The 14,007-nt window shown below is 58.2% G+C and carries 14 protein-coding genes; 8 read left to right on the plus strand and 6 right to left on the minus strand.

The window, feature by feature from the left end:
- Window positions 1–10 precede the first annotated feature (10 nt).
- The 8 genes from pth to VEH04_20360 all read left to right on the plus strand — a co-directional run bounded on the left by pth (window position 11) and on the right by VEH04_20360 (window position 7,019).
- Entirely contained in the window at window positions 11–598 is a 588-nt protein-coding gene (gene pth / locus VEH04_20325; protein ID HYG25121.1) for an aminoacyl-tRNA hydrolase, read from the plus strand.
- Between the two features lie 16 nt (window positions 599–614).
- Window positions 615–920 carry a 30S ribosomal protein S6 gene (gene rpsF / locus VEH04_20330; protein HYG25122.1) on the plus strand — a complete coding sequence of 102 codons (306 nt, stop codon included), beginning with the start codon at window positions 615–617 and terminating at the stop codon, window positions 918–920.
- A gap of 12 nt (window positions 921–932) precedes the next feature.
- On the plus strand, window positions 933–1,394 hold the full coding sequence (ssb, locus tag VEH04_20335) for a single-stranded DNA-binding protein (GenBank protein ID HYG25123.1): 462 nt from the start codon (window positions 933–935) through the stop codon (window positions 1,392–1,394).
- A gap of 66 nt (window positions 1,395–1,460) precedes the next feature.
- Window positions 1,461–2,081: a 50S ribosomal protein L9 gene (gene rplI, locus VEH04_20340; protein ID HYG25124.1), complete on the plus strand. Its 621-nt coding sequence runs from the start codon at window positions 1,461–1,463 to the stop codon at window positions 2,079–2,081.
- A gap of 137 nt (window positions 2,082–2,218) precedes the next feature.
- Complete coding sequence (pelA, locus tag VEH04_20345) at window positions 2,219–3,556, plus strand: pectate lyase (GenBank protein ID HYG25125.1); 1,338 nt, start codon at window positions 2,219–2,221, stop codon at window positions 3,554–3,556.
- Between the two features lie 214 nt (window positions 3,557–3,770).
- Window positions 3,771–4,859 carry an alanine--glyoxylate aminotransferase family protein gene (locus tag VEH04_20350; protein HYG25126.1) on the plus strand — a complete coding sequence of 363 codons (1,089 nt, stop codon included), beginning with the start codon at window positions 3,771–3,773 and terminating at the stop codon, window positions 4,857–4,859.
- 160 nt (window positions 4,860–5,019) lie between these two features.
- Complete coding sequence (locus VEH04_20355) at window positions 5,020–5,907, plus strand: MnmC family methyltransferase (protein ID HYG25127.1); 888 nt, start codon at window positions 5,020–5,022, stop codon at window positions 5,905–5,907.
- A gap of 62 nt (window positions 5,908–5,969) precedes the next feature.
- Window positions 5,970–7,019, plus strand: coding sequence for a tRNA-dihydrouridine synthase family protein (locus tag VEH04_20360; protein ID HYG25128.1), 1,050 nt, complete (start codon window positions 5,970–5,972; stop codon window positions 7,017–7,019).
- Window positions 7,020–7,036: 17 nt separating this feature from the next.
- Here VEH04_20360 and VEH04_20365 read toward each other — a convergent pair whose 3' ends face one another.
- The 6 genes from VEH04_20365 to corA form a co-directional block, all read right to left on the minus strand.
- A complete protein-coding gene (locus VEH04_20365; GenBank protein HYG25129.1) occupies window positions 7,037–7,465 on the minus strand; it encodes a YraN family protein in 429 nt (142 codons plus the stop codon).
- Between the two features lie 21 nt (window positions 7,466–7,486).
- On the minus strand, window positions 7,487–8,224 hold the full coding sequence (locus tag VEH04_20370) for a ribonuclease HII (protein HYG25130.1): 738 nt from the start codon (window positions 8,222–8,224) through the stop codon (window positions 7,487–7,489).
- On the minus strand, window positions 8,225–10,114 hold the full coding sequence (locus VEH04_20375) for a hypothetical protein (protein HYG25131.1): 1,890 nt from the start codon (window positions 10,112–10,114) through the stop codon (window positions 8,225–8,227).
- A complete protein-coding gene (locus VEH04_20380) occupies window positions 10,114–11,481 on the minus strand; it encodes a sigma-54 dependent transcriptional regulator (GenBank protein HYG25132.1) in 1,368 nt (455 codons plus the stop codon). Before VEH04_20380 ends, VEH04_20375 begins: the two co-directional genes overlap by 1 nt.
- Window positions 11,482–11,578: 97 nt before the next feature.
- Window positions 11,579–12,817 carry an ATP-binding protein gene (locus VEH04_20385; protein HYG25133.1) on the minus strand — a complete coding sequence of 413 codons (1,239 nt, stop codon included), beginning with the start codon at window positions 12,815–12,817 and terminating at the stop codon, window positions 11,579–11,581.
- A complete protein-coding gene (corA, locus tag VEH04_20390; protein HYG25134.1) occupies window positions 12,817–13,815 on the minus strand; it encodes a magnesium/cobalt transporter CorA in 999 nt (332 codons plus the stop codon). The genes VEH04_20385 and corA overlap by 1 nt, the downstream gene beginning before the upstream one ends.
- Between the last annotated feature and the right edge of the window lie 192 nt (window positions 13,816–14,007).

Here is a 14,007-nt window from a genome sequence, read left to right on the forward strand (position 1 = left end):
AAATCCGCGCATGGAGAACATGCACCTTATCGTGGGATTGGGAAATCCCGGCGCGGAGTATGCAAGAACCCGGCACAATGCGGGGTTCCTGCTGGTTCAAAAACTGGTCGAACGTTGGGGTGCCAGTTGGAGTTTTGAGAAGAGGTTCAGCGCGAGGATCGCCCGCGCGGAGTTGAGCGGACAGCGGGTTGTGCTTTGCGAGCCGCAAACGTTCATGAACGCAAGTGGCGACTCAGTCGGACCATTGGCTCTGTTTTATCGGGTTGCGCTGAGCCGGATTCTGGTGGTCGTGGATGACGCGGACCTGCCGTTTGGCGAGATCAGGTTGCGACCGCGTGGAAGCAGCGGCGGGCATCATGGGCTCGAGTCGATCGAGCGACGGCTAGGCAGCCGTGAGTATGCGCGGCTTCGAATTGGGATAGGGCGGCGCGACAATGCGCGTGAGATCGCGAATTATGTTCTTGGCCGTTTTTCGCCCGACGAATGGACGGTGGCGGAGAAAGTTCTGACGGCGGCCGCCGACCAGGCAGAATGCTGGCTGAAGGCCGGAATAGAGAAAGCAATGAATCAATTTAACGGTGTCGTGACGGCGCCGTGAACGAAAGACCAGAGCAGTGAAACGATACGAAGGCTTGTTCATATTGGAAACCGCGGGGAAAGAAGAAGGCGTCAAGGACGTCATCGACCAGATTTCCGCTGAGATCACCAACCAGGGCGGAAAAATTGAAACGGTCCAGAAGATGGACAAGCGCAATTTCAGCCGCATCGCCGACAAGAAGCACACCGCAGGGTTCTATGTGAACGTCATTTTCGAGAGCGAACCCAAAACGGTCCAGCAGCTCCGCACCCGTTTCGCACTGAATGAAGACGTGTTTCGCGTCCTCTTCACTGCTGCGCCTGCGGTGACAGTTGCTCCCTGATCCAGGCTCGTTATGGCCAGCTTCAATAAAGTCATCCTGGTGGGGAACCTCACGCGCGATCCGGAATTGCGCTATACGCCCAAGGGGACGGCCATTGCGAAGATCGGCCTCGCGGTGAATCGCACCTGGAAGAATGAAGCTGGAGAGAGCAAGGAAGAGGTCACGTTCGTGGACGTTGACGCCTTTGGACGCCAGGCCGAAACGATTGGCCAATATATGAAGAAGGGCAGTCCGATCCTGGTGGAAGGACGATTGCGGCTTGATCAATGGGATGACAAGCAGACGGGACAAAAGCGCAGCAAGCTGGGTGTGGTCGTTGAAGCGTTTCAATTCCTTGGCGGGGGGAATCGCGGCGCCGAGGGCGGCGGTTCAGATGCACCGCGGCGCGCTCCAGCTCCGGCGGGCCCGTCATCGGCACCTGCAGCAGCCGAACCCGACATGGCGCCTCCAGAGGAAGACGACGTTCCATTTTGATTCACGGGTTTCAGGAGGTTGAGCCCAATTGCGATCAACCTTCAACCATCAACAGCACAATTTCGTATGGCAAAGACTGAAGTTATTCTCACCAGCAACATTGTTGGCCTTGGCGGCGAGTCCGACCAGGTCAAGGTCGCCGCAGGCTACGCCCGCAATTACCTTTTCCCCCAACGCCTCGCCATCCCGCTCACGCAGGCAAACAAGCGCCACCTGGAAGCGCTGAAAAAGAAGCGCGCCGAGCGCGAAGCGCATGAGTTTAATTCGATGAGCGAGCTCGCCAAGGGCGTCTCCAAGCTGATCTGCGTCATCAAGGTGAAAACCGGCGAAGATGGCAAGATGTTCGGCACAGTGACGACAGGGATGATCGCCGACGAGCTGAAGCACCAGTTCGACATCACGCTCGACAAGCGCAAGATCCATCTGGAGCAGCCGATTCGCGCGCTGGGCGAACAGGAAGTTGAACTCCGCCTGCATCATGACGTGAATGCCAAGCTGAAGCTGCGCATCGAGAGCACCACGCCTCCGCCAGAACCTGCCGCAGGAGCCGGGGAAGGAAAGCGGGAAGAGCCCCGCACCGAAAAGCGTGGCCGCCGCGGTGAAGCGGAAGCCGCCGCGCCAGAAGCAGCGCCTCGCGGAGCGAAGGCTGAAAAGGGCGCCAAAGCAGACAAGGGCGCTCGCAAGTAAACGCGCCAAAATAATCTTCATTCAGCAAAAGGCAGGCTCACGCCTGCCTTTTCCTTTTCCCGCACGGTTCCGAATTCGATTGGCGGTATGCAGAAATCCGTAACTGAATTCGACGGAGCGCACTCTAAATTGGCACTGTGCATCCACTGCCTTCACTTCGTTTGCGAACCTTGGGATGGGTTGTCGCGATTCTAGCCTCGGTGGCAGGTTTTGCTTTTGAAGGCCATTGCGCGGTGATCGGCACCAACACACCTGCGCTCCCGCTTTCTCCAAGCCGGATCGCTGCGCTTCCCGAGCCCGACCGGGGTCGCTGGACGGAATACATGCAACGCTCGGCGCGGCAATTGGTCCGCGATCGGGCATTTTTGCAACGCGAACTCCGGACGCAGCAGGTGACCAATCTGACATCGCCGCAGGAGGCGCGATCCAAAGCGTGGATGTCCCCTGATCGTTCGGCGGATTATTACCGTCAGGCTGAGGCGCGGCGTGTTGCTGAGGCAATCGTCACCTTCCAAACCCCGGCGGGCGGCTGGAGCAAGAACATCGACATGACCCGCCCGCGCCATCCTGGAATGTTGTTTGGCGTGGCAAACCTTTCCCGTTTTCAAGGCACCGAGGATTTTGATTTGTCCGATGCCAGCTGGAATTACATTGGAACGTTCGACAATGACGCGACCGTGATGCAACTCCGGTTTCTGGCGCGGGTGATCGATGCGTACGCCACCGATGCGCCGAGCGAGGCAGGGCTGACGAAGGCATTCCTGCAGGGCATTCAATACATCCTCGATGCGCAGTATCCCAACGGCGGGTGGCCGCAGGTCTGGCCGTTGCAGGGTAACTATCACGACGCGATCACGTTCAACGACAATGCCATCGTCAACGTCCTCGCTTTGTTGCGGAATGTGTCCATGGGAACCAATGAGTTCCGATTTGTGCCGGATGCGATCCGAAATCAGGCAGCTGAATCCTTCAAGAAGGGATTGGATTGTGTATTGAAGACGCAGGTGCGAACCAACGGGGGTTTGACGGTCTGGCCGCAACAGAGCGATCCTTTGACCCTGCAGCCGACTTCCGCGCGGAACTTCGAGATGGTGTCGCTCGCATCGGCCGAGAGTGCGAATCTCATGCTGTTCCTGATGCAATTGCCCAAACCTTCTCCTGAAATTGTGGAATCGGTGCACGCGGCGGCTGCATGGTTTGAAAAAACGGCCCTGCGCGATGTGGCTTATCGGCGGGCCAATGATCGTGGCCGCGTCCTGCTTCCCGCTGATGGCGAAGGTCCACTGTGGGCGCGCTATTACGAGATAGGGACCGATCGTCCAATCTTCGGCGATCGCGACAAAACCATCCATGACAAGGTCGATGCTGTCTCCGAGGAGCGGCGGATTGGATATAGTTGGTTTGGGGACGGGCCCGAGGATGCGCTCGAACGATTTGAAACGTGGCGCCAGCGGTTTCCGCTTCGGAAGAATTGATCGTCCTCGATTCGGTTCTTTTACGCCACTGCGATGCGTGGGAATTTCTCGCTGCATTCGCAACGCTTCAACCTGAATTGGGCTGAAGGCACGCGCTCCTTGCGCGAGCAGTGCGGAGTCTCACCCCCTTTTGTTCACACGCTGCATAGCAAAAAGTCATTGGCCAAAACTCCCTTGCGTTTCAACAGTTCGTCATGAAAGCTTTTCGCGCTTTATGGCACACGTGAAACTGCATATTCCGGGACCGATCGAAGTCAGCGAGAAGACATTCAAGGCAATGTGTTCTCCAATGATTGGCCATCGCGGGCAGGGCTTCAAAGACCTGTACGCGAAGGTTCAGCCGCAACTTCAGCAACTGCTTTCCACCCGGCAGCTGGTTTATCTCTCCACATCCTCCGCGTGGGGTGTCATGGAGGGCGCGATTCGGAATCTCGTCACGAAGCGGGTGCTGAACTGCATGTGCGGCGCGTTCTCGGACAAATGGCTGGACGTTTCCAAACGATGCGGAAAAGACGCTGACGCGCTGCAGGTGCCTTGGGGTTCGCCGATCACCGCTACGGAGGTGGAGAAGAAACTGGCGACCGGGCAGTTCGATGCACTCACGCTGATTCATAACGAGACATCCACCGGCGTGATGAGCCCGCTCACTGAGATTGCCGCGCTGAAGCGCAAGTTTCCGGACGTGATGTTCATCGTGGACGCAGTCAGCTCCATGAGCGCGGTGCCTCTGAAGTTTGATGAACTTGGCATTGATGTCCTCCTCGCAGGAACGCAGAAGGCTTTCGCGCTGCCGCCTGGACTTGCCGTGTTCACCTGCTCTCCCGCGGCGCTTGCCAAGGCGGCGACAGTCAAGGATCGCGGATATTATTTCGACTTTGTCGAATTCCAGAAGAACGCAGAACAGAGCATGACACCCAGCACGCCCAGCATCAGCCACATCTCTGCGCTCTCTTCCAAGCTGGATGAATTCTTTGCAGAAGGTTTGGAGAACCGATATGCCAGGCATCAGAAGACCAACCAGCAGGTGCGCGGCTGGACTGCGAAGCACGGCTTCACGCTGTTTCCGGACGCGGGTTTTGAGTCGCTGACTCTGACCTGCGTGAACAACGGTGCAAAACCGGGCGGACGGACAGTGGACGTGGCGAAGCTGCAGAAGCTGGTGAAGGACCAGGGATTCCTGATCGATGGCGGGTACGGAAAGATCAAGGGCACCACATTCCGCATCTCCAACATGGGCGATGAAACCGAAGCCTCGATGCAACCGCTGCTCACGGCGCTGGACAAGGCGATGCAACAACTTTAATTCTGGCGCACTCGACAAGCGGCACTCACAGGGTGCCGCCTTTTTTATGAGTGAATCACGCGTTGGCGCGTTATAGTCTTTAAACCTATGAGGAACGCTGGCCGCCCGTGAATGTTCGGGCTGTGATCCTCAGACCGGTGTTGCCTCTTTGATGTAATTCATGGCCGAAGGCTACACGATTGTTCGCCTGGCGAATGGCACTTTCTCCGTTCGATCCCTGGCTGAATCCGAGACCTTTCATCCGGGAATCGGTCCTGTTGCTGAGGCGGAAGCGTTGTATGCGGTGCAGTTGGAACTGGGGCATCGCGCAGTTGCCGCGGAAGGCGGTTTTGTGATCTGGGACGTTGGACTTGGAGCCGCCGCAAACGCGGTGACGTCAATCCGTCACATTGCCGGGCATGTTGCAAAAGCGGCCCGTGAATTCATTACTGAAGTTCGGCTCGCCAGCTTCGATCGAACCACCCGCGCGCTGGAGTTTGCTCTGGGTCATCGGGAAGAGTTGTCATATCTGTGCGGGTTTGAATCCGCTCTCAAAGAATTGATCGCCTGTGGAACGGCGACAATCGAAGCCGGAAAGCTGCGGGTGGTGTGGACCTTGCATCGCGGCGAGTTTCCATTGCTACTTGCGGAAGCCTCAACGCGTGATGTTCCGGCACCGCAAGCCATTCTCTTTGATCCTCATTCTCCGCGGAAGAATCCCGAGATGTGGACGGTAGCGTTGTTTGAGAATCTTCTGGCACGCGTGGATGACCTGCACCCGTGCGTGCTGGCGAACTTCACCCGAAGCACGATGGCGCGAACGGCAATGTTGCTGGGCGGGTGGTTTGTGGGAGCTGGGCGTTCTTCCGGGATGAAGGAGGAAACCACGATCGCGGCAAGTCATCGCGGGTTGCTCAAGGAACCGTTGGACCAACGATGGCTGGAGCGGGCGCGGCGATCCGACAGCGCAGAACCATTGCGAGAAGCGGTTTATTCGCAGTCACGTTTGTCCGAGGAAAATTGGCAGCGCCTTTGCGCGCATCCGCAGTTCGCGCCGCTTGGGACGTAGTCCTGGCCCATGCAGCGATTGCGGCATGTTCATTCGGCTTCGACTGTGATTAATTGTTCCAAGTGAATCCTCACCAAACATTCGACGCCTTGCTGAAGGGTCCCGAACCTATGCTGGCGCTTGCGCCGATGCAGGACGTGACGGATCTGCCCTTCTGGGGGCTGATGGCGAAGTATGGCGGGCCTGACGTTTATTGGACGGAATACTTTCGTGTGCATCCGACTTCGACGATTGAGAAATACATTCTTCGATCCATCACGGAGAATCCGACGGGGAAGCCCGCGATTGCTCAGATGATCGGAAACGACATTCCCTCCCTGGTTCGAACCGCCCGCGAATTGCAGCAGCATGCGATTGTGGCGGTGGACCTGAACCTTGGCTGTCCCGCTCCGATCGTTTACAAGAAGTGCGCAGGCGGCGGGTTGTTGCGCGAACCCAAGAAAGTGGATGCGATCCTCGGGGCATTACGCGACGCGGTGCAGGTGAAGTTCACCGTGAAAACACGGCTGGGATTCGATTCGCCGGACGTGTTTGACGAACTCCTGCCGATCTTCTGCAAGCACAGCATCGATTTGCTGACCGTTCACGGTCGAACGGTCACTGAAGGCTACCGCAGCGAAGTTCATTACGATTTTATTACGCGGGCTGTGGCGGAGATGCATTGTCCCGTGCTTGCGAATGGCAATATTTATTCCGCGGAAAAAGCCTCTTCCGTGCTGGCAAGCACTGGCGCGCGGGGCTTGATGATTGGACGCGGCGCCATTCGAAACCCCTGGCTGTTCGAGCAGGTGCGGCAGCATCGGCGCGGCGAGCCTATCGCGCGGCCAACCGGCCGCGATGTGTTCGATTATGTTGAGGCGCTTTACGAAGCCGTTTGTTCCCCCGAAGTCGCGGAGTTCCAGCAGGTCGAGCGAATGAAACGCTATATGAATTTTCTGGGCCTGGGTGTCGAGCCAAGCGGCGCCTTCCTGCATCAGATCCGCCGCGTCACAAACAGGCACGATTTTTTCCGCGTTTGTTCCGAATTCCTGGATCATGGCCGGTCCATGCCCCTGGAGCCATTGGCTCTCGAATTGAAGCGAACGGACGTGATGGCGGGCGCCCAGGGATAGGCCATCGATCTCGCCAATCAGCCATAGCGATACGGCTTCTCCATGACGAAGGTGTTCGGCAGGTGCCGAATCTCCTTAACGCCTGATGCACCGAGCAGCACTTCCACGATGTCGAATCGGATTTTTGCCCTGGGTTGGTGCAATAGCCGCAGGTAATCCAGGGCGGTCTGGCACAGGAGGCGCCGCTTTCGGGCATTCACGGCAGCTGCTGGACGCGTCCAATCTTCCGAGGAACGCGTCTTGACCTCGACGAAGACGAGGCAGTCGTTGTCGCGAAAAATGAGGTCGATCTCTCCGCGCCTGGAGCGGAAGTTCGCGGTGAGAAATTTCATCCCTTTCTGGCGAAGGTGCAGGAGCGCCTCCCTTTCGCCGAGTTCGCCGCGCTGTAAATGGGCGGGCCGCGTATTGCCACCAAGCCACTGGCGAATGTGAAGAAATAGCCCCATGCACCCCTTCTGCCACACAGGTTATCCCGAAGCTTCAGCAGCTGCGTCCGCAGACTCGAACAATTCCATCGGGCTCGCCACCGGCCGGAAGGGCGCGAAGCTCCTTCGATGAATGGCGCACGCGCCAAGACGCTGAATGGCCTCGTAGTGCCGGGGAGTGGCGTATCCCTTGTGCTCGCTGAATCCGTAGCCGGGAAAGACCGCGTCGAGCTCAAACATCTTGCGATCCCGCGTCACCTTGGCAATGACGCTGGCGGCTGCAATTGAATAGCTGCGGGCGTCGCCTTGAACGAGCGCTGTCTGCGCGTACGGAAGCCACTTGATTTTCAGGCCGTCTACGAGAACGTGGTCAGGCCTGGGCTGAACCTGATCCAATGCGTGGTTCATTGCGCGCCACGCCGCCTGTCGAATGTTGATCCGATCAATCATCTCAACATCAACGATGGAAACGGCGTACCGGATCTCCGGATGAGTGGTGAGGACCTGGAAAAATTTGTTGCGCTGTTCCTCGTCCAGTTGCTTGGAGTCATTCAAGCCGCGCAGTTTTGTGCAGAGTCCGGATTCGAGCCAGGAAATCGGAAATACCACGGCCGCGGCAACGACGGGACCCGCGAGCGGTCCGCACCCAGCCTCGTCAACGCCCGCGACGAACTGCTTGCCCTGCTGCCAGAGTGCGCGCTCGTGCGAGAGTCGATTCCAGAATTTCGCGGCCATGTTTTTTACTTTTCCACGATGGCGGCCCTCCGCGACCGCCGCAATCTATTTTGCCTGCGAAGATGCAGCAGGCACCGCTTGCGTCTCGACCGGTCGATTCCACCGCGCCCAATCCATCAGGAGCATTTGTTCCGGCAAAAAATTCGGCGCAACGCTTCGGAGCGGGAATGATGCAGGAACCATGGGACGTCCCTGCGGATCCTTGGTCAGCAGCGTGGACACGACCAGCGCGCCCCAACTGCCGCTTCCCCCCTGGATGATGTCCGACTCGAAACGCATGTCCATCGTGCGCGGAGTAAGATACAGGCCATAGACAGGCTTCAGGCCGTCGTTGATTGCGAAGATGGTCTCATCGTTGTTGACGCTGTCGGGATTGCCTGTGCCATCGAGCGTCAGCCACACGCATTGCCTGTCCCCGTACCACGCCACGGCCCATGGAACGTCACTCATCACGAGTTCGTTAGGCTTGACCCAATCTGAAATCTGCTGGATCGCGGGCGGGAAGTACGGCGGATATTGAATGGGAATTCCGCGCGGCGGCAGGAGCAACAAGAGAAGCGGCATGCCTGCGAGCGCGACGAAGATCGCCTTGATGGCGTGGCGCATTGCGGCAACGGGCACCTGGACGTTTTCCAGCAGCACCTGGAAAAAAGCGGCGCCATAAACCGTCACAAAAGGAAGCAGCAGCACGAGGTAATTCTCTGAATGGATTCCGGGATTCTCATCGGAAAGTGCGGTTCGGCCCAGCGCCTGTGTCAGGTAGCAAACGACGAGACTTCCAAAGACCCAATACCGCATGCGTGCGAGCAGGGGATTTCGGAATGCGACCATGAGTCCGGCAAAGAAGAGCATGATGACCCAGCCGCTGCCGAACGTGAAGAGCTCGGTGCGCAGCAGGATGGCGCTGTTGATGAGCAACTTCATCCAGATCGGACGCGCCGCAAACCGCAGGTCGGGATCCAGCGATCGATCCAGCGTGTATTCAGGGTACAAGCTCGCGCCTTTGAACAGGTCGTAAGTGACCGTGCCAAAAAACGTGCCGCTGACACTCACGTTGCGGGCCACCCACGGAATCACGGCCGCGACGAACGCCGCCACCAGAATCAACGCCATCGGCACGCGGCGCGCGCCGCCAAAAACGATTACGAGAACCAGCGACGGCAGGAGCAGCCATCCCGCGCCGTATCGCGTCAAAGTAGCAAGCCCCAACAGCAGTCCCAGCAGGGCGGACATCCCCAGGAGCCATGTGGCGTTCCGCTTCGGCTCAATCAACTCGCGCTGGATTGCCGTCAGCGTCCAGCACACCGCCATGAGAACGAGGATCAACAGCATGGTTGAAAGTCCAGAGCTGCTGAACTTCCACAGGACGTCCGAGACGAACAGGAGCACGGCGGAGGTGATCGCCACAGGCTGGTCAAAGAGCGAGCGAGCCCAGAAAAAGGTGAGAACCACGATGCCGAGGAACAGCGCCTGGTTGAACCATGCGATGAGAAAATCAGGCTGGTATCGCCAGAACCGCCCGTTGCTGCTCCAGAAAGGCTTGGCCTTGGAGCCGCTGTGTTCGAACGGCAGGATCTTCATCAAGCCGGCCAGGACAATGGGATAAACGGGGGGATTCGAAATGTCGGGATGTCCTCCCTTCAGGCCTGTTGGATCGCGCGGCGCGTTGGTTTCGCCACTGGATTTGAGCGCTGCCTGCGAGACGAGATGAATGCTAAAAGGCCGCACATAGGATGTCGTGTACCCCCTGCCTTCGGAGATGTTCCGCGCCAGTTGGGCGGCGTCCATGGCTTCCGGAGAACCAATGTTTTTTGCAACGCGCAGGTTGTAGAGGAGGAGAAAGGCCAGGGCGGCCAGGACAATCAGGGCATAACGTATGTACCGCGGCCCGACGCCGACTTCGATTTTATGAATGATGTCCTGCAGGAATGGCATTAAAGATTCTCCAGATTGTAGGTATGCAGTTTTCGATGCAACGTTCTGCGGCTCATCCCGATCTTTTGGGCGGCCAGGGTTCGGTTTCCGTTGGTTTCCTTCAAAGCCCGGATCAGCAGCTGCTTTTCCGCTTCCTTAACGGTGATATCGTTCCGGGCGAGGACCCGCTGGGGATCGCTTCCGCCGTCGCCCGCCGCGCTGCGAACCGACGGGGGCAAGTCGCGAGCCGAGATCCGTTCTCCGCGGCACAGCACCACCGCATGTTCGATTGCAGTCCGCAACTCGCGAACATTTCCAGGCCAGTGATGAGAGAGCAATGCATCGATGGCGTCGGCCGTAAAGTCATTGATCGATTTCTTGTTTTCCTTCGCAAATTCCCGAAGGAAGGCTTGCGCGAGCAGCGGGATGTCGCTCGTTCTTTGGCGCAGCGGAGGCAGGACGATTTCGAACACCTTGAGACGGAAATATAGATCTTCCCGGAACTGCTTGGTCTTGACGAGTTCGGCGAGGTCCTGGTTCGTTGCGGCAATGATGCGCACGTCGGCGGTGATCGTTTTGCTCGAACCGACACGCTCAAAGGTCCGCTCGCCGAGGAAGCGCAGCAGTTTGACCTGCAGCATGGCGTCAATTTCCCCAATCTCATCGAGGAACAACGTCCCGCCTTGCGCCTGCTCAAAGCGTCCGATGCGCCGCTCGTGTGCGCCAGTGAAGGCGCCCTTTTCGTGGCCGAACAGTTCACTTTCCAGCAACGTGGGCGGAAGCGCCGCGCAATTGACCGTCACGAGCGGCTGCCGCGCGCGGGGGCTGAGCTGATGAATGGCCTTTGCAATCAGCTCCTTTCCCGTGCCGCTTTCGCCGAGCAGCAGGATGGAGGTCCGCGCGGGTGCAACCTGCTTCACCATCTTGAACACCTCCTCCATGGCCTCCGACTGGCCGATCACATGCTCCAGCCCAAATTTCGAATCGAGCTGTTTGCGCAGGGAGACGTTTTCAACTTCGAGATTCTGCTGGCGCAGCGCGCGGGCTATGCGCACTTCCAGTTCGTCGATCTGCAGGCGCCCCTTTGCAATGTAATCGTCCGCGCCCCGCTTCAGCGCCTCGACCGCGATTTCCTCCGAGCCGTACGCGGTCATCAGAATGCAGATCGGAGGTTTGGAAAGTGATTTTGCGCGCACGATCAGGTTCATGCCGTCCTCATTGGGCAGGCGGAAGTCCGTGAGCAAAACATCAAAGTTCTCACGTTCCAGGAGGTCCATTGCCGTGCGGGCGTCGTCGGCGAGGTAAACGTCGTAACGATCCTCCAGCGCCGCGCGGAGGCCTTCACGCGTTGTCTTTTCGTCGTCAACGATAAGCAGAGTTGGAGTCATGGGCTGAACAGCGACGCGAGTCTGCGAGTTGAGTGATTACTTCCTGTTCGCTGACGGACGCCGGGCGAATCGTAAATTGTATCGGCCGTTTCGCAATTCAATCCTGCGGCGCCTCGAGAAGCCGGGGTTTGCGTTCGTGCAACGGAAGCCAGATTCGAAACGTGGTGCCGCGTCCCGCCTGACTTTCCAGATCAATGCGCCCGCCATGTGCGCGGACGATGCGCTGGACGATCATCAATCCGAGACCCGAGCCCTTTTTCTTCGTCGTGTAGAAGGGTTCGAAGATTCGATTCAACTGCTCTTGCGGAATTCCCGCGCCTGTATCGGCGACGCTGACCCAGACGCCGTCGGATCCTTCGCCGGTTTGCAGCGTGATCGAACCACCGCGGCTCGTCGATTGCATCGCATTCTTCACCAGGTTGACCAGCACCTGCTGCATCTGCAACACGTCGACCGGTGCGCGGGGCAGGTGGGGTGCCGGCCGGGAAAGAACCTTCAGCCCGCGGTTTTCCAGTTCGGGCCCGAGAAGGTCGAGAGTCTTGGCGACGGCTTCGTTAAGCGACGCCATCTTCAACTGTGGCGGGGCAGGACGAATGGCGTGAAGAAATTGGGTGACGATGTAGTCGAGCCGGTTGATTTCTCCTTTTGCAACACCGAGATATTGTTCCAGGCGGGCGATGGAATCCGGGGTTGCGTTTTGCGGCGGGCTTTTCGACAGGCGCGATTTGACGGGGCGGGCCGTTTCGTTCGCCACTGACGACATGCGTTTCAGTTCCCGTTCGATCAATTGCAGGTGAATGTGCAGCGCGTTCAGCGGGTTGCCGATTTCGTGCGCGACGCTTGCGGCCAGAAGGGTGAGCGCCTGGATGCGTTCGCTTTCGATTGCCTCGAACGTTTTCTGACGCGCTTCAGTGGCATCGTGAACGATCAAGGCAACGCCTGAACTGCCTGCCGCTTCGCCGTCGAGGGGCGCGGCGTAGAGCCGCAGGAACCGGGGGCGCGGATAATGCACTTCGAACTCGTGCCTCACCACGCGCTGCCCGCCGTCGGAATCGAGTTTCAGCACCTCTTTCCAGTCGAGTTCGGGAATGAACCGTCCGATGGGCTCGCCCTCGGTATTCGGCTGAAGCCCGACGAGGCGCGTGACAGCGTGATTGAAGTAGAGCACCCGGCCCTCTTCATCGACCACAAGAACGCCATCCTCGATCGTGTTAAAGAGCGTTTCCAGAAAACTGCGTTCGCGCGCGAGTCGTTGGACAACCGTTTGCAGACCTTCCGCGTCGAGCCGTCCGATGCGGCCCAGGACCTTGTCGAGAAAGCTGGATTTCGGTGCCATTAAAACCACTTCCGTTTTCGAAAGTACCAGTATGTCGCTGCTGTGGAAACCAGTGTCACGGTGCCGGCCACCCAGTATCCGTGTTTCCAGTGGGTTTCGGGCATTCCCTCGAAGTTCATCCCATACCAGGTGCCGATCATCATCAAGGGTGTTGTGATCACGGTAATCAGCGTGAGCAGCTTCACCACTTCGCCGGTCTGGTTCGATGACAGGTTCAGGTAGACCTGCAGAATCCCCGTGAGCGAGTCAGTGTAATTCTGCGCAAGTTCCGAGATTTGAAACAACGAGTCGTAGACATTGCGGTAGTAGGGAACCATGTGGGCGCGAATCAGCTTGAATTCGCCGCGCGCAAACCGCGCCAGCACTTCGCGTTGCGGACCGATGATCCGCCGCAGATGCAGCACCTCGCGCTTGATCTGGATCAGCTTGTTCAACGTTTCACGAGTGGGGCATTCAAGCACCTGCTGCTCGAGTTCAGCGATCTCGAACGACAGCTCGTCCAGCGCGGGCTTGTAGTTGTCCACGATCGAGTCCAGCAGCGTGTAGGCGACGCGATCCGGCGCGCGGCCGATGTTGATTGTGCTGCGAAGTGCCTGCTCCTCCGTGGCTGACACGCTCTTCATGGGCGTGTCGTGGTAGGTGATCAGGAAGTTTTTCCCGAGGAAAAAATTCAGCTCCCGGGTTGCGAAGACACCATCCTTCCGGCTGTAGTCGACGGCATGGATTACCATGAAAAGGTAGGAGGCGAATCGGTCGTCCTCCTTCGGCTGGTACTCGACGACTTTCGGCGAAGGGCTGACCATGACGCAGTCCTCAACAGACAGCGGATGAAAGTGAAACAGGTCCTCGAGAACGTATTTGGCCTCCTCAGGTGTTGGGTTTTCGAGGTCGACCCACAGGAACAGGTTCGTGTCGCTTAACAGGGTTGGCATGAGGAACAGCTCGATATCCTTGCTGTGCAATCGGCCCTGCGTTGTAAATACCAGCGATCGAATCATTCGGTTCCTGAATTCCAGCGCCCCTGCGGGGGTTCACAATTCAGGTCATGTTAGGCGGGGAGGAAGTCAACGCAAGCGTTTGGTGGAATTGCGGCCGATGCACCAAGCGGCTTATGCAATGCAGGATCTGAGCGGCGTTGGAAGAGGGGGACAAACCGCGGTGGACGATCGTGCCTCGTCGCTGCACGAGGT

The sequence above is a fragment of the Verrucomicrobiia bacterium genome (genome assembly GCA_035629175.1).
Taxonomy (GTDB): domain Bacteria; phylum Verrucomicrobiota; class Verrucomicrobiia; order Limisphaerales; family DASXHY01; genus DASXHY01.